The organism is Actinokineospora globicatena, assembly GCF_024171945.1.
Lineage (GTDB): Bacteria > Actinomycetota > Actinomycetes > Mycobacteriales > Pseudonocardiaceae > Actinokineospora > Actinokineospora globicatena.
On record NZ_JAMTCR010000003.1, the window covers coordinates 405,069 to 424,200 of the forward strand.

The 19,132-nt window shown below is 70.6% G+C and carries 17 protein-coding genes; 14 read left to right on the forward strand and 3 right to left on the reverse strand.

The window, feature by feature from the left end; all coding sequences use genetic code 11:
• Positions 1-199: 199 nt before the first annotated feature.
• Together LV79_RS33885 and LV79_RS15180 are read right to left on the reverse strand one after the other, a co-directional pair.
• Positions 200-1,816 carry a methyl-accepting chemotaxis protein gene (locus LV79_RS33885; RefSeq protein ID WP_285470146.1) on the reverse strand — a complete coding sequence of 539 codons (1,617 nt, stop codon included), beginning with the start codon at positions 1,814-1,816 and terminating at the stop codon, positions 200-202.
• A gap of 15 nt (positions 1,817-1,831) precedes the next feature.
• A complete protein-coding gene (locus tag LV79_RS15180) occupies positions 1,832-2,833 on the reverse strand; it encodes a tyrosine-type recombinase/integrase (protein ID WP_253838515.1) in 1,002 nt (333 codons plus the stop codon).
• A gap of 1,237 nt (positions 2,834-4,070) precedes the next feature.
• On the opposite strand from LV79_RS15180, the gene LV79_RS15185 reads away from it, so the two are divergent.
• The 7 genes from LV79_RS15185 to LV79_RS15215 all read left to right on the forward strand — a co-directional run bounded on the left by LV79_RS15185 (position 4,071) and on the right by LV79_RS15215 (position 9,903).
• On the forward strand, positions 4,071-5,003 hold the full coding sequence (locus LV79_RS15185) for an RluA family pseudouridine synthase (protein WP_253836908.1): 933 nt from the start codon (positions 4,071-4,073) through the stop codon (positions 5,001-5,003).
• 132 nt (positions 5,004-5,135) lie between these two features.
• The gene (locus LV79_RS15190) at positions 5,136-5,753 is read left to right on the forward strand and encodes an AAA family ATPase (RefSeq protein ID WP_253836910.1); all 618 of its coding nucleotides are present in this window, start codon (positions 5,136-5,138) and stop codon (positions 5,751-5,753) included.
• Positions 5,754-5,882: 129 nt separating this feature from the next.
• The gene (locus LV79_RS15195; RefSeq protein ID WP_253836912.1) at positions 5,883-6,812 is read left to right on the forward strand and encodes a dioxygenase family protein; all 930 of its coding nucleotides are present in this window, start codon (positions 5,883-5,885) and stop codon (positions 6,810-6,812) included.
• Positions 6,813-6,981: 169 nt separating this feature from the next.
• Complete coding sequence (locus LV79_RS15200; protein ID WP_253836920.1) at positions 6,982-7,275, forward strand: DUF3040 domain-containing protein; 294 nt, start codon at positions 6,982-6,984, stop codon at positions 7,273-7,275.
• Positions 7,276-7,283: 8 nt separating this feature from the next.
• Positions 7,284-7,910, forward strand: coding sequence for a class I SAM-dependent methyltransferase (locus tag LV79_RS15205; RefSeq protein WP_253836922.1), 627 nt, complete (start codon positions 7,284-7,286; stop codon positions 7,908-7,910).
• Positions 7,911-7,926: 16 nt separating this feature from the next.
• A complete protein-coding gene (locus LV79_RS15210; RefSeq protein WP_253836924.1) occupies positions 7,927-8,550 on the forward strand; it encodes an HtaA domain-containing protein in 624 nt (207 codons plus the stop codon).
• 54 nt (positions 8,551-8,604) lie between these two features.
• Positions 8,605-9,903 carry an SMI1/KNR4 family protein gene (locus LV79_RS15215; RefSeq protein ID WP_253836926.1) on the forward strand — a complete coding sequence of 433 codons (1,299 nt, stop codon included), beginning with the start codon at positions 8,605-8,607 and terminating at the stop codon, positions 9,901-9,903.
• A 9-nt stretch (positions 9,904-9,912) separates the two neighbouring features.
• On the opposite strand, the gene LV79_RS15220 is transcribed toward LV79_RS15215, so the two are convergent.
• Positions 9,913-10,782 (reverse strand): LysR family transcriptional regulator, encoded by an 870-nt coding sequence (locus LV79_RS15220; RefSeq protein ID WP_253836928.1) that lies wholly within the window; start codon positions 10,780-10,782, stop codon positions 9,913-9,915.
• A gap of 313 nt (positions 10,783-11,095) precedes the next feature.
• Between LV79_RS15220 and LV79_RS15225 the strand changes: the two genes are divergently transcribed.
• The 7 genes from LV79_RS15225 to LV79_RS15255 all read left to right on the forward strand — a co-directional run.
• Positions 11,096-12,541 carry an LLM class flavin-dependent oxidoreductase gene (locus LV79_RS15225; protein WP_253836930.1) on the forward strand — a complete coding sequence of 482 codons (1,446 nt, stop codon included), beginning with the start codon at positions 11,096-11,098 and terminating at the stop codon, positions 12,539-12,541.
• Positions 12,542-12,612: 71 nt separating this feature from the next.
• Entirely contained in the window at positions 12,613-14,151 is a 1,539-nt protein-coding gene (locus LV79_RS15230; RefSeq protein ID WP_253836932.1) for an ABC transporter substrate-binding protein, read from the forward strand.
• Entirely contained in the window at positions 14,141-15,154 is a 1,014-nt protein-coding gene (locus LV79_RS34465) for an ABC transporter permease (RefSeq protein ID WP_253836934.1), read from the forward strand. Before LV79_RS15230 ends, LV79_RS34465 begins: the two co-directional genes overlap by 11 nt.
• 3 nt (positions 15,155-15,157) lie before the next feature.
• Complete coding sequence (locus LV79_RS15240; protein ID WP_253836936.1) at positions 15,158-16,033, forward strand: ABC transporter permease; 876 nt, start codon at positions 15,158-15,160, stop codon at positions 16,031-16,033.
• Positions 16,030-16,911 carry an ABC transporter ATP-binding protein gene (locus LV79_RS15245; protein ID WP_253836938.1) on the forward strand — a complete coding sequence of 294 codons (882 nt, stop codon included), beginning with the start codon at positions 16,030-16,032 and terminating at the stop codon, positions 16,909-16,911. Before LV79_RS15240 ends, LV79_RS15245 begins: the two co-directional genes overlap by 4 nt.
• A complete protein-coding gene (locus LV79_RS15250) occupies positions 16,908-17,726 on the forward strand; it encodes an ABC transporter ATP-binding protein (protein ID WP_253836940.1) in 819 nt (272 codons plus the stop codon). The genes LV79_RS15245 and LV79_RS15250 overlap by 4 nt, the downstream gene beginning before the upstream one ends.
• 14 nt (positions 17,727-17,740) lie before the next feature.
• Positions 17,741-19,132 (forward strand): NtaA/DmoA family FMN-dependent monooxygenase (locus tag LV79_RS15255; protein WP_253836942.1); only part of this gene is annotated, 1,392 nt, incomplete at its 3' end.

Consider the following 19,132-nt stretch of genomic DNA (forward strand, 5'->3'; position numbering starts at 1 on the left):
CACCCGGCCACCACCCCCTTCGCCTCATGGTGCGCCAAAACCCTCAAGGAGACCCGGGAAACCCCACTGAACCACCCAGCACCGCGTTCACCGCACCGACCACGGCGCTGGACCCGTTGCCTTAAGCGGTCGTGGCGAGGTCGGCGCTGGTCTGCGTCGCCATCGCCGACCAACCACACCGTGCATCAACCAGGAACCGTCACTGGGTGCGGAACCGCGACACCAGGCCGTTGAGGCGGGCTGACAGGAGTGACAGCTCCCGCGCCGCGCCCTTCGTCTCGCCTGCGCCCTCCGCGACCGACTCCGCCACCGCCGCGACCTCGCGGATGTGGGTCGAGATCTCCGACGAGCCGTCCGCCGCGGCGCTCAGGCTTCGGTTCATCTCGCCGGTGGTGGCCTCCTGCTGCTCCACCGCCGCCGCGATCGTCAGCTGGTGGTCGTTCACCTCGCCGATGATGCCGCTGATCTCCGCGATCGCCGCCACCGCCGCGCCCGTGTCCGCCTGGATCGCCTCCACCCGACGCGAGATGTCCTCCGTCGCCCGCGCCGTCGCCTGCGCCAAGTCCTTCACCTCACTGGCCACCACCGCGAACCCCTTACCGGCCTCCCCAGCCCGCGCCGCCTCGATCGTCGCGTTCAACGCCAACAGGTTCGTCTGACCCGCGATCGCCGAGATCGCCTTCACCACCGCCCCGATCTCCTCACTCGACGACCCCAACCGGCTCACCGTCTCCGTCGTCCCCCGCGCCGCCACCACCGCGCGCTCCACCACCCGCACCGCGTGCCCCGCGCTCTCCGCGATCGCCCCCACCGCCGCGCTCATCTGCTCCGACCCCGCCGCCACCGACTGCACGTTGCGCGTCACCGACGCCGCCGACCCCGTCACCTCACCAGCCCGGTCCCGACCACTCTCCGCGTCCTTCGCCATCCGCCCACTCGCCGACGCCACCCGACCCGACGCGACCCGCAACTCCGCCGCCGACCGCTCGATCTCACCCAACGCCTCACCGATGGTCCCCACGGCCTCGTTCACCGTCTCCGCCATCCGCCCCACCTCGTCACGACCCGACACCGCCACCCGCACCGTCAGATCACCCCGCGCGAACGACCGCAACACCTCAGCCACCCGACCCAACGGACCCACGATCCGCCGCGTCACCACCAACCCCAACCCCAACGCCGCCAAGACCGCCACCAGCGCCACCAGCAACGTCCACAACGCACCAGACGAGTACGCGTCCTCCGACGCCGCCCGCCACGCCGCGCTGTCCACGCCCCGACGCGCCTCCAACTCGTCCAACGCCGACGCCGCCTGCTTGATCGTCGGCGCCACCTGCTCGCTGTACGCCGCCCACCACGCCGCCTGGTCACCGGAGCGCGCTGCGGGCAACAACACCTGCTGGTACTGCGACCGCACCCGCCCCCACGCCGCCACGAACGGCGCCAGATCCGTCGAGTTCCCCACCGCCGAGTCGTACGCCGCGACCGCCGCGTCCAACTCCGCCTCGTCCGCCGTGATCGCCTTCTCCCACGCCGCGCGCTGAGCCGGGGGAGCGGCGACGTGCGCCATCAGGTCCATCCGGACCTTGATCTCCTGCTGGTGCACCAGCGACTCCTGCTGACCCGGCGCCGCACCCGAGGCGTAGAGCGCGTTCACGCTCTCGTCCATCGTGCCCATGCTCACCCGGGACGTCACCGCGGCCGCCACGATCCCGACCGCCGCCACCGCCACCACCGCGAGGACCTTGACCCGCACCGAACGGTCGTCGAGCACCCGCATGACCTCGCCCCATCTCCACCAGTACCCGCGCCGCACGCGCCGGTGATCACCTCATCGGCCGGGCACCGGGGGAGCTGAGCCATCACCGTCACGCTCGGTCAAACCCGCCAGCGCCCGGTACGTGCGGTTGCTCGCCGCCGCCGCCCGCCGCTGCGCCCCCGTCGCGTCGATGTAGTTCTGGCTGGTGTTCAGGCTCGCGTGCCCCAGCAGCAGCATGATCTCCACCGCGTTCGCGCCGTCCTCGGCCAACCGCGTCGCGAACGTGTGCCGCAACGCGTGCAGGTTCGCCCCCGCGGGCACCCGGTCGTGCATGCCCGCCGCCCGGAAGCACGCCTTCACCAGGTAGTCCAACGCGCCCCGCCCGATCCCGCCGCCGTCGGACCCCAACACCAGCGGCGACTCGTCGGCGAAGCGCGCCACCGGGAACCGCGACGCGCACGACGCCAGGTACGCCTCGATCACCCGCTCCAACGGCACCTCGATCGGGATCGACCGCTCCCGGTTCGCCTTGCCGTGCACGAACAACCGCCGCTCACCGGCCCGCCCCACCACCGACGACCGCCGCAACGCCCGCATCTCCGAGGCCCGCAACCCCGCCACCAGGCCCAACGCCAACACCAGCAGGTCCCGCTCCGGCCACGGCGCCCTGGCCTTGCGCGCACCACCGGCGACGGCCTCCAGCAGCTGCTCCGGCGTGCCCTCACCACGCAGCGGCTTGGGGGAGAGGGGAGCGGGCCGCGGCCGGCCGATCGCGCCCATCGGGTTGCCGAACACGATCTCGTCGGCCACGCAGAACTGGAAGAACTGGTTCCACGTCGACCAGGCCCGCGCCACCGAACTCTTGGCGTGCGTGTCCGCGAACCGCCCGAACGCCTCCCGCAACACCTTCGCGTTGACCGCGTCCAGCGCCACCCGGTCGACCTCGGCACCCACGGCCTCCGCCACGAGCGCGTTCACCCCGGCCAGATCCCGCCGGTACGCCACCGTCGTGTGCGGCGAGTCCTTCCGAGACCGCCGAGCCAGGAAGAAGGCGTCCTGCGCCTCGATCAACATCACCCCCTGTACATACCCGATCACCCCGACACTCCCGCCATCGCATGCATAAGCGCGATTATCCATCAAACAGGTGTTCGAGAGGCCCGGAGCGGGTGATCACCAGGCCCAGGGGACGACGCGTGTTCGCACGCCTTACACGCCTCTCGCGCGGCCGCCCGCCTGCCCCTGGCGGGCGGGCCGACTCGCCGCGGCCGGACGGTCGACCCGAGGGCTCTGGCAGCGCCGTGCCGCATACCAACCGCGAATCGTCACAGTGACGTATAGACACTGTGCGACGCCCCCTTCGACCGCTGGATCCTCAGGTCATGATTTGGTTGATAATCTACATTATGTCAAGTAGCACCGATCAGGACGCTCCCCGGTCGCTGTCCACGTCCCACGCGGCGGCCAACTGCGCGCCCAAGCGGCCCAACCCCGAACAGCCGCCGAGGCGCTCGGACGCGAGCCTCGGCCGGCTCGCTGTCGGCGCCACTGGGCGGCGATCTCTGCGGTGCGCTCGGACCGGCAATCGGCACTGTCACTGTCACAGGCGTTCTTGGCGTTCTCGTGGCGTGTCGGTCGGCCGCGACCCGTCTGGCACCTGGCTCAGGATCGCCCCTAGCCCAGGGCGCGCGGCATGCACCGAGACGATCGAGTCAATTCCCTCGCCCAGTCGGTGATCTTGGACCCGCCGCCTCTACCTGGCCTACTCCCCTGTTTCGACCCCACAGAGGCCCGACTCCCTCATCTTGACCTGCGAAAACAGCCTCCGCCACACCCTCGAACCGGGCCCTGAAACAGCGCCTCGCGCGCGCGAAAAGCGAGTGCCCGGCCCCCACCCTCTCCGGGGGGCGTCCCTGGGCCAGTCTACCGGCACCCCCCGACAGTCGATCTTGAACCGACCCCTGCGGAGATCCACATGTGGATAACTTTTGTCACCCATCGGAGTGGATATCGGCAAGGGGTGGGCGGTCAATCCGCAGGTGGAGAGGTGGGAAGGGGTGCAGAAGGGGGTGTTGGGCGGGGCGCGGAGGAAATTGGTGGGGCGGTTGGCTTGTGGTGGTGGATAGGCGTGAGGCGGGCGGAGCCGCAGGCGAGCGAGCCGGGGTGGGCTCGGGGCTGAGGGGTGGGTGAGGCAGGTGGAGTCTCCCGGCGAGCGCTGGGGAAGGCGGAGTCTTCAGGTAAGCGGGCTGCGGGCGAGGGGCGCGCTTGCGGGCGGAGGGGTGGGTGTGGGGGTGTCTAGGCTGCGGGAGTGGTGAGGCGCAAGGTGGTGTCCCCGCTCCCCCAGCGGCATGGGTTGGATGCGGCGAGGCTCAGGTTCCCGGTCGTGGGGACTTGGGCGACGGCGTTGGAGCACCTGGTGGAGCGGTTGCCCAGGGTGGAGCCGGGGCGGATCGAGGCGATGTTGCGGGAGGGTCGGATCGTCGGGTCTGACGGGCCGGTGGGGGTGGACGCGCCGTTCGTGCCGGGGGCGGTGGTGTGGTTCCACCGGGATCTGCCGGTGGAGGTGCCGGTGCCGTTCGAGGTGGCGGTGGTGCACCAGGACGAGGACATCGTGGTGGTGGACAAGCCGCATTTCCTGGCGTCGATCCCGCGGGGCAAGCACGTGGTGGAGACGGCGTTGGTGCGGTTGCGGCGGCAGTTGGGGATCGCGTCGTTGAGTCCGGCGCACCGGTTGGACCGGGTGACGGCGGGGTTGTTGTTGTTCGTGGTGCGGCCGGAGGCGCGGGGGCGTTATCAGACGTTGTTCCGGGATCGGTTGGTGTCGAAGGAGTACGAGGCGGTCGCGCCGGTGGGTGCGGGGTTCCCGAGGACGGTGCGGTCGCGGATCGTGAAGGAGCGCGGGGTGATCCGGGCGTTCGAGGTGGATGGTGAGCCGAACGCCGAGACGGTGGTGGAGCTCGTGGAGCGGCGTGGTGATCTGGGGCGGTACCGGTTGACGCCGGTGACGGGGCGGACGCATCAGCTGCGGTTGCACATGGCGGGTCTGGGGGTGCCGATCCTGGGTGATGACTTCTACCCGGTGCTGACCGACCGGCCGCTCGACGACTTCTCGCGACCGTTGCAGTTGTTGGCGCGGGTGTTGGAGTTCCCGGATCCGGTGTCGGGGGTGCGGCGTCGGTTCGAGAGCCGGTTGCGGTTGGCGGCGTGGGAGTCGCCGGAGAGTTGGGTATCGGGTGGCCACTGACGAGGCGACGGGTTCGTAGACACATCGGACCACGAGGGCGATCTGATAACGGGTTTGGGCGGTTCTCTGGGGAGCTCGGGGGACCGTGCGAGGCCGGGTGGCTCTGGTACGAACGGGCACATGTTGGTGTGGGTGAACGGGCCGTTCGGGGTGGGGAAGACGCAGACGGCGTGGGAGTTGGCGCGTCGGGTGCCTGGTGGTGTGGTGTGTGATCCGGAGGCTGTGGGGTTCGGGTTGCACCGGGCGATGCCGCGGTGGTTGCGGGAGGACTTCCAGGACCTGCGGTCGTGGCGGGCGGGTGTGGTGGAGGTGCTGGACCTGGTGCTGCGACGGCACGAGGGGGTCGTGGTGGCGCCGATGACGCTGGTGGAGCCCGCGTACTTCGACGAGGTCGTGGGTGGGTTGCGCGGGTTGGGGCACGACGTGCGGCACTTCGCGTTGTTGGCCGAGCGGGAGACGGTCGTGGATCGGCTGGCAGAGCGCGGGTTCGGGCACGCGGTGGCGTGGGTGGCGGGTCGTGGGGCGGCGTTGCGGCGGGAGAGTTTCGCGTTGGCGAACCTGGACCGGTGTCTGGAGCGGCTCCAGGAGCCGGGGTTCGCGACCCATGTGTGGACTGATGAATTGTCGTTGCGGCAGGTGGTGGACCTGATCGCGACGGAGGTCGGGGTGGCGGCGGTGCCGGACACGGATTCCGCTGTACGCGGGTGGGTGCGGCGGGCGGTGGTGGGGGCGCGGCACATCAGGTTGTGAGGGATTGGCAAGTGGGGATGGCGTTCACACAAGTACCTCACAGCTCGCGCACACCGGGTTCCTAGACAGCGCTCCTAGCTTGCTCACCGCTGGTATCCGAACTGGCACAGTGAGTTAGGAGCATTCACCATGCACGATGACGACGAACCAGTCGGTCGCGTCTTGGGCAGGCGGCACGCGTTGGCGGTGTTGGGGCTCGCGGGTGCGGCGTTGACGGCGGTCGGGTCGGGGGTCGCCGCGGCCGCGTCCACAGGGTCCTCCGAGGTCGGGGTGGCCGGTGGTGGGGATTGCGACGTGGACTGCGTCGCGCGGCCTGAGCAGGTGGAGGGGCCGTACTTCGTGGACGAGGGCCTCAACCGGTCCGACATCCGGTCGGACCCGGCGACCGGGGTCCGCTCCCCCGGTATCCCGCTGGAGTTGGGGCTGTCGGTGCTGTCGATCCGGGACAAGCGGTGTGTGCCGCTCAAGGGCGCGGTGGTCGACGTCTGGCACTGCGACGCGGCCGGGGTGTACTCCGACATCGCGAGTGAGGGGTCGGCGGGCAAGAAGTTCCTGCGTGGCCTGCAGGTGTCGGACCGGGGTGGCCGGGTGCGGTTCACCACGGTGCTGCCTGGGTGGTACCGGGGTCGGACGGTGCACATCCACATCAAGGTGCAGACGACGGGGACCGACGGTAAGCCTTACGAGTTCACGTCGCAGTTGTATTTCACCGACGCGTTCACCGCGGCGTACCTGGCGCAGCCGCCGTACGCGGCGAAGGGCAAGCCGGACACGACCAACGCCGCCGATTTCATCTACCTGCAGGGCGGTGACCAGCTCACGTTGCGGCCGCGCCGCGCCCACCACGGCTACACGGCGGACTTCACCATCGCGCTGGACCTGTCCGACACCGAGGTCGGCGACGACGACAGCCAGGGCCCCGGTCCCGGCCCAGGTCCGGGGCCTGGCCCTGGGCCCTGGCCGACTCCGCCCACGGGTGTCCCGCCGACCCGTCCCCCGTCAACCACCCTGCCGCCGTCGACGCCGCCGGTCACCACCACGGCCCCGCCGACGACGTAAACCACCGCTCGGCTCTGGGTCCCCGGATGGCCTGTCCCGTCCGGGGACCCACGAGTTTGGTGCCGAGGTGTGTGTTCTGGGCGTCGGGCGGGTACGTCCAGGGCAGGACCAGGTGCGGTCTCGTGGTCAGCGCGGTGCCCTCCCCCGCGCGCCGACGAGGGGAGAGTGGATGAACCCGCGAGGATTGAGCAGCCACGAGCGCCGGGCGCTCGAGGAGATCGCCGACCGGTTGGGGACCGACTCCCCCGAGTTGGCGTCGTTGTTGGGCGAGCCCGCGCGCACCCAGGCACCCAGGTTGCTGTCGTTGATGTTGTCACTGGTCGCCGGCGGTGTCTGTGTGGTGGCGGGTGTGGCGGTGGGGGCGCCGTTGGTGGTGTTCATCGGGATGATCGCCGCGGTGGTTGTGCTGATGATCCCCATGCCCTCCAGCGACGAGGAGGGCGGTTCCGGCGCTGGTCGATAAGATGTGGTGTGGCGCGGTTACTGGGTGATCGGGAGCTGGAGAGCTCCTCGGTGGTGGCCAATCGGGACATGAACCGGGAGCGGGGGCTCGCCGGGTACGGCCGTGAGTTGGGGGTCGACGTCGCGGGGGTGGTGCGGCCGGGGGCGCGGTGGTTGGACCTGTGTTGTGGCAGTGGCGCGGCGTTGGTGGAGTGCGCGCGGGTGGTGCCGGGGGTGTCGATCACCGGGGTGGATCTGGTCGACTTCTACGCCGGCCCCGCGGTGGGTGGTGTGGAGTTCGTGACGGCGTCGGTCGGTGAGTGGGAGCCGGACGGGGCGTTCGACTTGATCACGTGTGTTCATGGGTTGCACTACGTCGGTGACAAGCTGGGGCTGTTGACGCGGGTGGCGTCGTGGCTGACCGGTGGTGGGTTGTTCGTGGCCAATTTCGATTGGCGGACGGTCCACACCGGACACGGCAGGTTGACTGGCGTGTTGCGGGAGGCGGGGTTCGTCTACGACGCGCGGCGGCGGCGGATCAGTCTGACCGGGCGTCGGGACGTGTCGTTGCCGTTGCGGTACTTGGGTGCCGATGATCGGGCGGGTCCTAACTACACCGGTCAGCCTGGCGTCGATTCCCACTACGTCAGGGTGTGACGATAGGGTCGCCGCCGTGAGCACGCGGTACATCACCTGGGACGAGGCGACCGATCTGTTCGAGCGGCGGGGGCTGCCGAAGTCGGTGTGGGAGAACCTCTACGAGGGCGGCTACGCCCTGCACACCGGCGACGCGGTCGTTGACGGGAACTTCCCGCTCAACAGCGGTGAGCCCGCTCCGTGGGACGAGGTCGAGGACTGGGACATCGGCTACATCGTCGACGGTGACCTGACCATCACCGGTGGTCTCTACGACGTCGACGACGGTGCCGCGGCGCTGGTGGTCCTCGGTGACCTGCGGATGGCCGGCTTGCACACCACGTGCGACCCGAAGATCGTCGTCACCGGCGACACCACCGCGGAGGTCGTCTACGGCGAGTACTCCGACAAGTACCTGGTGTTCCAGGGCGACCTGCGGGCGGCGGTGCAGGTGTGGCTCTCGGAGAGCGAGCCCGACCACATCGCGGGCACCGCCTCAGGCAGTCTCACCCCGGCGACCCTCAACGCGGCTCATGTGGACAACACCGCCACTCCCCTGTCCGAGCTGCTGACCCCGGAACTGCTCACCCCCGAGGGCGACCTCGACGCGGACGCCTTCCAGTCCCGTCTGCTCGCTGGTGAGCGCCTGCTGCTGCCCTGATTGTCGGGGCCCTCGGCGATACTGCGCGGGCACATCGGCGAACAGGAGATGGACGTGGTCAGCGAGTTCGTGCCAGGGCGTGGGTCACGGCCCTCCGCGGTCGTGTGGGACCGGGACTACCGGTACCCGAACCACCCGCTGCCCGGCGTGCCCCGACCGGCCGCCGCCGACCCCACCGGGCAGCCGACCGACCCCGGGGTGCTGCGCCGGGTCAGCGAGCTCGTCGACGAGTTCACCGCCCAGTACGAGCGGATCAAGGGCCGTCCGCCGGCGTTCGGGACCACGGTCACCGAGGCCGACTTGGCCGCCGCCGAGGCGCGGCTGGGTGCGCGGTTGCCCGAGGACATCCGGGCGTTGTACCTGCTCGTCGGTGACGACCCGGACGAGATCGGGTTGCTGGGCAGGTGGAGCCTGATGTCGCTGGACCGGGTCGTGGACCTCTACGGGTTCGATGGTCCCGGTGTCGGCGGCTACGAGGACGGCCTGTTCGACCTCGACCGCGTGGTGCTGGAGTCCGAGCCCGCCGGGTATGTGCGGCGCCTCTCGCGCGACGACTGGTGGATCATCGTCGGTACCGATGGCGGTGGCTGGAACCTCGTCGTGGACCTCGATCCGGGGCCGCTGGGTCGGTCCGGGCAGTTGCTCAAGACCGGCCGGGGCATCGACAACACCGTCGACTACGTCGCCGAGTCCGCGACCTCGGTGCTCGCGGCTGTCGTCGCGGCGGCCCGCGCTGACCGGTTCGACCCGATCCTCATCGAGAACCTGGACGAGGACCCGGACGACGACGAGTACGAGGACATCGGTGTCCTCATCGACGAGTTCCACACCTCCTACCCCCAGTCGTTCGCGATGGTTGGGCGCGCCCTGGCCGAGGTGGTTGCCGAGTTCCCGGATCCCCTGCTCGTGCAGGCCTTATCCCTGCACACGGCCACCGCGCTCGACCTCACTGCCCTGGCGGGCACGCCCCGGTTGCGGCGCTTGTTCGTCAACGCCACGGGCCACGTCCGGGCGTCGGTGCCGCCGCTGCTGGAGAGTCTCACCATCACCGCGGGCAGTGTCGACTGGGCAGCGCTCGCCGGTCATCCCACGCTCTGGGAACTGACGGTCACCGGCGCGCCGGTCCGGGCAGCCGATCTCGCGGCCCTCCCGGCGCTGACTCGCCTTGACCTGTCAGCGACCGAGGTCGACGATGTCGCCGCGCTGGCCGATCTGGACCTGCGGGTGCTCATCCTCAATCCCGCCCAGTGGGACAAGCTCGCGCGGCTCCCGGCCCGGCTGGTGTGTGCGGGGTTCGTGGGCGACGGTGCCGAGGACTGGGCCGCCCGGATCCGCGAGATCCACCCCGGCTGACCCCCGGCCTCAGGCGCCTTGGGCGAGGGGGGTGGGGTTCGGGGACAGGATGTCGCGCAGGGCGGTGACGGCGTGGCGCAGGACGGTGGGGTCGAGGTCTTGGCGGCGCCACGTGTAGAGGGGTAGCGGCGGGAGGACGGGCAGGTCGCGGCGGGGTACCAGGCCCTGGGGGGTGGTGCCGCAGGTGGCGAGGACGGCGACACCGAGACCGGCGGCGGTGGCGGCGTGGACACCGGCGAGTTGGTTGGCCTCGGCGCCGATCTCGGCGGAGAGCCGGTGCGCGGCGAGGGTCTCGAGGGCGGCGGTGCGCAGGGCGCACGGGTTGTCGAAGGCGACCAGGGGTACGGGGCCGTCGGGTCTGACCCAGCCGGGGGCGGAGTACCAGGTCAGGTCGAGTTCGCCGACGAGGGTGGCGCGGGGGTCGTCGGTGGCGCCGAGCAGCAGCGCGAGGTCCATGCGGCCCGCGCCGAGGGCGTCGCGCAGCGCGGTGCCGCGGTCGAGGCGGTAGCGGACGCGGTGCTCGGGCAGTGTCTCCTCGAGGGTGGCGCTCAACTGGGGTAGCAGCTGCGCGGCGGCGTGCTCGGTGGAGCCGATGACGATGGCGGTGTCGGTGTCCACGCCCAGCGCGCGCAGGGACTCGTCGTGCAGGGCGAGGATGCGCCTGGCGTAGCCCAGGAGCCGGTCGCCGTCGGGGGTGAAGCGGGAGCGGCGGCCGTCGCGTTCGACCAGGCGCCGCCCGGTGGCGGCCTCGAGCCTGCGGACGTGCCCGCTGACCGCGGCCTGGCTCAGGTGCAGGTGGGTGGCGGCGCGTTGGAAGCCGCCCCGGTCGGCGACGGCGACGAAGCTGCGCAACGGGAGGATGTCCAGGACGTTCGCCATGGGTCGGAAGCTACCCGAGCTCCGATCGCGTTCCGCGATGAATCCGCATCATGAAACATCGTTGGACACCCACTGGACACGCGCGTCATGCTCAGTGCCATGAACCGACCCGCTGACGTGATGAGCGCGCTGCTCACGTGCCGTCGCTGGTTGGACAACGCCCGCTGTGGCACGGCGATCTGTTCGCCTTCCGGCTGTCGCTGACGACGTCGCTCCCGTAGCGCTCGCGGCACCACCCCTGGTCAGTCCTCTCGCGTCGCCCCGGCTCGTCCGGGTCGCGTTCTCGCGCACGCCTTCACAGGAATGGATCACCATGTCTCGTCGCACCCTGAAACTGGGCGCCGTCCTGCTCGGGGTCGGGGGGCCAGGTCAGCACAACACCTGGCTCGACCCCGAGATCCCCGCCGACGCCAGTGTGGACATCGGCTGGTACCTCGCCCGCGCCAAGGAGGCGGAGGCGGCGCTGTTCGACCTGGTGTTCATCGTGGACAGTCAGTTCATCACCGAGAACTCCCCCAACCACTACCTCAGCCGCTTGGAGCCGTTGACGTTGCTCTCGGCGTTGGCGGTGCACACCAGCCACATCGGTCTGGTGGGGACGGCGACCACGTCGTACAACGAGCCGTTCAACCTGGCGCGGCGGCTGTACTCCCTCGACCACATCAGCGGTGGGCGCGCGGGGTGGAACGTGGTGACCAGTGGCGACGCGGGTACCGCGGGCAACTACAGCCGTGACGAGCACTACGACTACGCCACCCGCTACGGCCGTGCCCGCGAGCACGTCCAGGTCGCGCAAGGGCTGTGGGATTCCTACGAGGCCGACGCGTTCCCCCGTGACCGCGACACCAAGGTGTTCCTGGACCCGAGCAAGCAGCACCGGCTCGACCACAAGGGCGAGTACTTCTCGGTGGTCGGGCCGCTGAACCTGGAGCGCTCGGCGCAGGGCCAGCCGGTGATCTTCCAGGCCGGGGACTCCGAGGAGGGCCGCGACCTCGGGGCGAGTGTCGCCGAGGTGATCTTCACCCACGCCCCCACCCTCGACAAGGCGCGGGCGTTCCGGACCGAGTTGCGCGAGCGCGCCGCCGCGAAGGGCCGCAACCCCGACCACGTGCTGATCCTGCCCGGGATCTCGCTGGTCATCGCCGACACCGACGAGGAGGCCCGCGCCAAGGAGGACGCCAAGCTCGGTGGCCGCAGCTTCGAGCGCGCCCTCAAGGAACTGGGTCGCCCGTTCGGCTGGCACGACTTCACCCAGTACGACCTCGACGCGCCGTTCCCCGACGTCGCCGCGCTCGGTGAGCGCAGCTTCCGCACCCAGGCCGAGGGCATCAGCAAGCTCGCCAAGGACAACGGGTACACGCTGCGGCAGGTGGTGCAGCACCTGTCCGACGCGGCCCGCTCCCCCTTCGTCGGCTCCCCCACCACCGTCGCCGACACCATCGAGCACTGGTTCGAGCAGGGCGGCTTCGACGGCATCAACGTCGTGATCAACGCCCCCAGCGAGTTCGCGCTGTTCACCGATCGGGTGCTGCCGATCCTGCGTGAACGTGGCGTCGTGCGCTCGGAGTACGAGTCGAGCACCCTGCGCGGCAACCTCGGTCTCCCGATCCCCGAGAACCGCCACACCGCCGCCCGCCAGCACGCCGCCGCCCAGCAAGACACAGCGGACCAGACAGCGGCCAAGCAAGACGCCACCGAGGCGCCAGCCGAGCAGCGGGCCGAGGAGCCCGCCGCCCCGACCGCCGCCCTCGTCCCGTGACCCCCACCCCCGCGCGCGTGAACGGCGCGGAACCCAGCTCCCCGAGATCCCCCCGAAGAGGAAGACAGCACATGTCCGTTCGCACCACCGCCCGCCGTCTGCGCGGCGCCGTCATCGGGATCGCCGTCGTGGCGACACTGGCGTCCACCGTCTCCGCGTGCGGCAACGGTGGCGCGTCCGCCGCCGCGGGCGGCCCGAGCACCCTCAAGTGGGCCTCGTCCTACTTCCCCACTCACTGGGACCCGGTGGTCAGCGGCAGCGGCGCCCAGTTCCGGTTGCTGTCGCTGGTGCACGCGTCGCTGACGCGCACCGACGAGTCGGGCAAGGCCGTGCCGGACCTGGCCAAGGACTGGGAGTACAACACCGCGGGCGACCAGGTGACCTTCCACCTGCGGCCCGGCCTGAAGTTCACCGACGGCGAGCCGGTCGACGGCGCCGCGATCAAGTTCGCCATCGAGCGCGCCAAGACCCAGAAGAACTCGGCGCTCTTCGGTGACCTCACCTCCATCAAGGAGGTCACCGCGTCCGGGCTCGACGTCGTCGTCAAGCTCACGCAGGTCGACCACCAGATCCCGCAGCTGCTCGGGCAGCGGGTGCTGCAGGTCAGCAGCCCCAAGGCCGCCCAGGACCCGGCCAAGCTCGACCAGAACCCGGTCGGCGCTGGCCCGTTCGTGGTCACGCAGCTGGTGCCGGGCACCAAGGCGGTGCTGAAGAAGAACCCGGACTACTGGGACGCGGCCAACATCCACATCGACAACGTGGAGCTGACCTCGGCGCCGGACGCCTCCACCGTGGTCTCCGGTCTGCAGACCGGGGTCTACAACTTCGCCGACCTGACGCCGAGCCAGGCGGACGCGGCGAAGAAGGCCGGGCTGGATGTGTTCGTGCAGCCCGGGTTCAACGCCTCCAACATCAGCATCAACGTCAACAAGGCGCCGTTCGACAACCCGAAGGTCGTCGACGCGGTGCGCCACGCCATCAACCGCAAGGAGTTCGTCGACAAGCTGACCTTCGGTCTCGGCGAGCCCACCGACCAGCCGTTCCCCGAGGGCTACATCGCCTACGACCCGGAGTCCAAGAACCGGTGGCCGTATGACCCGGCCAAGTCCAAGGCGCTGCTGGCCGAGGCCGGGTTCCAGCCCGGTGACATCAAGCTCGACCTGGTGATCCCCGACGCGCAGCCCGCCTCCGAGATCGTGCAGTCGCAGCTGGCGGCGGTCGGGATCACGCTGACCATCAAGGTCGACAAGAACTGGTCCAAGCCGTTCTTCGCCAAGGAACTCGCCCTGTCGATCTACGGCACCACCGGCCGCGACTCCGCGGTGCAGACGCTGACCGCGCACTTCGGGCCCAACGGGCCGCTCAACCCGAGCACCCCGTACGAGCCCGCCGGGTTCGAGGCCGCCGTGGCGAAGGTCCGCCAGACCCCGCTCGACTCCCCCGACTACCCCACCGCGCTGCGCGCGGCGACCAAGGCCGGGCTCGACAGCAAGGCGCTGGTGTTCACCTACTCCGCGCCGAACCTGTTCGTGAAGAACAAGTCCGTGTCGAACCTGCCCAAGAACCCGGCGCACATCGACTGGACCGGGGTGAAGATCAGTGGCCGCTGACCCGCTCGCGGGCCGTGCGGTCACGGGGGTGCGGGCCCGCCAGGCAGGGTGGCGGGTCCTCACCACCCTCGGCAAGTCGGTCGCGATCTTCGTGCCGGTGTTCTTCGTCGCCACCTTCGTGACCTTCGCGTTGCGCTCGCTCAGCGGCCTGTCGCCCGCGCGGCTGCAGCTCGGGGAGAGCGCCACCCCGGAGGCCATCCACAACATCGAGAGCCAGTGGGGCCTGGACCGGCCGTTCCTGGTGCAGTACTGGGACTGGTTCACCGACGTGCTGCACGGCCAGTTCGGCACCAGCTGGGTCAACGGCGCCGACGTGGCCACCCTCATCGGCCTGGGCCTCGGGGTGAGCGTGTCGGTGGCGCTGCTGGCGCTGGTGCTGGGCGGGGTGCTCGGGTTCGCGCTGGGCACCCTGGCCGCGCTGCGCCGCTCCACCTGGGTGGACCGGGCCATCACCGGGTTCGTCACCGTGGTGTCGGTGATGCCCGCGTTCGTGGTCGGCATCGTGCTGGTCGAGATCTTCGCCGTCGGCCTGGACCTGCTGCCCTCCGGCGGCTACATCCCGATCACCGAGGGCGTGGACCTGTGGCTGGCGCACGTCATCCTGCCCGCGCTCGCGCTGAGCTTCGACGTCGTCGCCGACGTCGCCCGGCAGCTGCGGACCGGGCTGGTGTCGGCCTACCGGGAGAACTACGTGCTCGGCGCGGTCGTGCGGGGCCTGAGCCCGCGGCGGGTGTTCTTCCGGCACGTGCTGCGCAACGGCGTCGGACCGGCGCTGGCGACCCTGGGGATCAAGTTCCCGTCGCTGGTCGGCGCGTCGGTGGTCACCGAGTGGATCTTCGGGTTGCAGGGCTTCGGCCGCTTCGCCAACGACTCGGCGCAAGCCGGTGACGTTCCGGCTGTGCAGGGGGTGCTGGTGGTGTCGGTGGTGATGGTCGTGACGTTCAACCTGATCATCAACGTGGTGCTCGGCAAGGTGGCGCCCGCGGCGCTGCGGGGGGTGTGAGCCGTGGTCCGCCGAGTGCTCTCCCTCACCGCCGGTCGCGTCAGCGCCGCGATCCTGCTGGCCATCGCGCTGCTGGCGGTCCTCGGGCCGCTGCTGGCCCCGCTCGACCCGCTCGCGGTCAGCGACGACACCCTCGCCGGGATCTCCGGCAGCCACTGGCTGGGCACCGACTACCTCGGTCGCGACGTGTTCTCCCGGCTGCTCGACGGGTCCCGCGCCAGCGTCGTCGGGGCGCTGGAGGTGACGCTGATGGCGCTGGTCGTCGGCGCCATCCCCGGGATCCTGTCGGTTTACCTGGGGCGGGTGTTCGAGTGGGTGACCCTGCGGGTCGCCGACACGCTCATCGCGCTGCCGTTCCTGCTGTTCGCGGTGGCGATCACCGCGCTGCTGGGCAACGGCATCACCCAGGCCATGCTGGTCACCGGGGTGCTGGTGTCGCCGCTGTTCTTCCGGGTGTCGCGGGCCGCGACGCTGGCGGTGGCCCGCTCGCAGTACGTGGAGGCCGCGCTGATCTCCGGGGCGTCGCTGCCGTGGATCATCCGCCGCCACGTGTGGGCCAAGGTGCTGCCGCCGATCGCGGTCGCGCTCGCCCAGACCCTCGGCGTCGGGTTCATCATCGTCTCCAGCCTGTCGTTCCTCGGCATCGGTGTGCAGCCGCCCGAGCCGACCTGGGGTGGGCTGCTGGCCTCCGACCTGGGCTACCTCGACTACCGGCCGTGGGCGCCGTTCGCCCCGGCGCTGCTGATCATGGCGACGGTGTGGGCGAGCAACCTGCTCGCCGACGCGATCCGCGACGTCTCCGGCGAGGCGGGTCGCGCCCTGCTCAACAGCCGCAAGGTCCGGGCCAACCAGGCCGCCGCAGCAGGAGGTACGGCATGACCACCTTCACCAAGACCAGCCCCACCGAGACCAGCCCCACCGAGATTGCTGCGAGCCCGACCACGCTCGACCCGGTCTTGTCCGTGCGCGACGTGCGCGTGCGCGGGCAGGTCGACGACCGCGAGTTCGTCAAGGGGGTGAGCTTCGAGCTGACCCCGGGCAAGGCGGTCGGCATCGTCGGCGAGTCCGGCAGCGGCAAGACGCTGACGTGTCGGGCGGTGCTGGGTGTGCTGCCCGAGCACTTCGAGGTCAGCTCCGGGGACATCCACGTCGCCGGGGTCGATATCGCCTCGGCGACCCGCGAGCAGCTCACCGACCTGCGCGGGTCGACGATCAGCGCGGTGTTCCAGGACCCGGCGTCCTACCTGAACCCGTCGATCCAGGTGGGGCCGCAGATCGCCGAGGTCGTGCGGGTGAAGAAGGGCCTCAAGCGGCGCGCGGCACGGCGCCGCGCGGTGGAGTTGCTGGCGGCGGTGCACCTGCGGGACCCGGAGTTGGTGTACTCGCAGTACGCCTACGAGCTCTCCGGTGGGATGTTGCAGCGGGTGCTGATCGCCGCGGCGATCGCCGCCGACCCGCGGATCCTGATCGCCGACGAGGCCACGACCGCGCTGGATGTCACCGTGCAGGCCGAGATCCTCGACCTGTTGGCCGACCTGCGGGAGAACGCCGGCCTGGCGCTGGTGGTGGTGTCGCACGACCTGGCCGTGGTCGCGCAACTGTGCGACGAGGTGCTGGTGATGCGCGAGGGCGAGGTCGTCGAGCAGGGCCCGACCGCGCGCGTGCTCTACGAACCCCAGCACGAGTACACCCGGCTGCTCATCAGCGAGCACGAGCAGTACGGCCTGGAGAAGTTCCTCACCCGGGAGGGGCCGTGACGGTTCTGCAGATCACCGACCTCGATGTCCACTACGGACTCGGGCGTCGCCGCCGTCAAGCGCTCAAGGGCGCGTCGCTGGCGGTGGAGCCGGGGGAGGTCCTCGGGCTCATCGGCGAGACCGGGTCGGGCAAGTCGACCCTGGCCCGCGCCGTGCTCGGCCTGGTCCCGGCGTCCGGGGGGCGGATCGTCATCGACGGCGAGGACGTCAGCGGGTACCGCGCCCGGCAGTGGCGGTCGCTGCGGCGCCGGGGCGTGGTGCAGTACGTGTTCCAGGACCCGTTGCGCAGCCTGGACCCCGACCTGCCCATCGTCGAGTCCCTCATCGAGCCGCTGCTCATCCAGGGCGTCGCGCGTGAGGAGGCCGTCGCGAAGGCGCGCACGTTCCTGCCGAAGGTACGGCTCGACACCGAACTCCTGGACCGGTTGCCCGCCCAGCTCTCCGGCGGGCAACGGCAGCGCGTCGCGGTGGCCCGCGCGTTGATCACCGAGCCCAAGCTGGTGATCCTCGACGAACCGGTCAGCGCGCTCGACGCCGCCAACCGGGTCGGTGTCCTGGAGATCCTCAAGGACCTGCGGGCCACCGGCATCGCCCTGGTGTTCATCTCCCACGACCTCGGCTCCGTCGCCGGGATCGCCGACCGGGTCGCCGTGCTCTACCAGGGCGAGCTCGTGGAGGTCGGCACGGCCCGCGAGGTCGTCGCCACCCCCCGGCACCCGTACACCCGCCTGCTCATCAGCTCCGCGCCCACGCTGCGCACGGCCTCCGCGGGCCGCGCCGAACGCGAGGCGCTGCGCGCGCTGCTCCACGCGTGAAGGGACCCCACCCCATGACCCGCAAGATCCATCTCGCCCTGCACCCCTACGGCGTCGGCGGTCCCGGCCAGCACGGCCTGTGGAAGGACCCCGGCGTCGCCACCAACGCCAGCATCGACATCAACTACTACATCGCCCAAGCCCAGGCGGCCGAGCACGCGCTGTTCGACGCGTTGTTCATCGTCGACAGCCAGTTCATCAACGCCACCTACCCGGCGCACTACCTCAACCGGCTCGAACCGCTGACGCTGCTCTCCGCGGTGGCGACCCACACCAAGCACATCGGGCTGGTCGGGACCGCGAGCTCCACCTACAACTCGCCGTTCAACCTGGCCCGCCGCTTCGCCTCCCTCGACCACATCAGCGGCGGCCGCGCCGGGTGGAACGTGGTCACCAGCTTCGACACCGGCACCAGCCGCAACTACGGCCTCGAGGAACACCTCGACTACGCCACCCGCTACGGCCGCGCCCTCGAAGCGGTGCGCGTCATCCGCGGGCTGTGGGATTCCTACGAGGACGACGCGTTCCCCGCCGACCTCGAGACCGGGGTGTTCCTCGACCCGAGCAAGCTGCACGCCCTCAACCACGTCGGCGAGCACTTCCGCGTCGACGGGCCGCTCAACCTGTCCCGCTCCCCGCAGGGCCAGCCGGTGATCTTCCAGGCCGGGGTGTCGGAGGAGGGCCGCAACCTCGCCGCGCAGGTCGCCGAGGGCATCTACGCCCCGGGCGGCTCGTTCGACGACGCGCGCGCCTACTACGCCGACATCAAGCGCCGCACCGCCGAGGCAGGCCGCGACCCCGACCACATCAAGATCTTCATCCACGGCGGCCCCGTCGTCGCGGGCACCGACGCCGCCGCCCAGCGCCGCGCCAAGGACATCCTCGCCGAGGACGACGACTTCGACCGCAACGTCGGCCTGCTCGGCCGGGCCTTCGGCGCCCACGACTTCAGCCAGTACGACCCCGACGCCCCCTTCCCCGACGTCGCGCACCTGGCCGAGAAGGGCGGCCGCACCGGCGCCGCGCGGATCATCGGGCGCGCCACCGAGCAGGGCCTGACCCTGCGGCAAGTCGTCGAATCCTTCAACGACCACAAGGTCTCGCCGTTCGTCGGCGCCCCCGGCACCGTCGCCGACACCATCGAGCAGTGGTTCGCCGCGGGCACCTTCGACGGCATCAACCTCGCCTTCCGCAACAACGACGACCTCGCCGCGTTCGTCGACGGCGTGATCCCCCTGCTGCAGCAGCGCGGCCTCTACCGCACCGAGTACGAGGCCGACACCCTGCGCGGCAACCTCGGCCTGCCCATCCCCGCCAACAGCAACACCGTCCGCGCCGACACCATCCCCGCCGACAGCGACACCATCCCCGCCGACAGCGACACCATCCCCGCCGACAGCGACACC

Excerpts from the sequence above, each read along its gene's own strand:
- LV79_RS15195 (WP_253836912.1), top strand. The coding sequence starts at position 5,883 with ATGCACGATGACGACGAACCAGTCGGTCGCGTCTTGGGCAGGCGGCAC.
- LV79_RS15220 (WP_253836928.1), bottom strand. The coding sequence starts at position 10,782 with ATGGCGAACGTCCTGGACATCCTCCCGTTGCGCAGCTTCGTCGCCGTC.
- LV79_RS15200 (WP_253836920.1), top strand. The coding sequence starts at position 6,982 with ATGAACCCGCGAGGATTGAGCAGCCACGAGCGCCGGGCGCTCGAGGAG.
- LV79_RS15230 (WP_253836932.1), top strand. The coding sequence starts at position 12,613 with ATGTCCGTTCGCACCACCGCCCGCCGTCTGCGCGGCGCCGTCATCGGG.
- LV79_RS15245 (WP_253836938.1), top strand. The coding sequence starts at position 16,030 with ATGACCACCTTCACCAAGACCAGCCCCACCGAGACCAGCCCCACCGAG.
- LV79_RS15225 (WP_253836930.1), top strand. The coding sequence starts at position 11,096 with ATGTCTCGTCGCACCCTGAAACTGGGCGCCGTCCTGCTCGGGGTCGGG.
- LV79_RS15180 (WP_253838515.1), bottom strand. The coding sequence starts at position 2,833 with ATGTTGATCGAGGCGCAGGACGCCTTCTTCCTGGCTCGGCGGTCTCGG.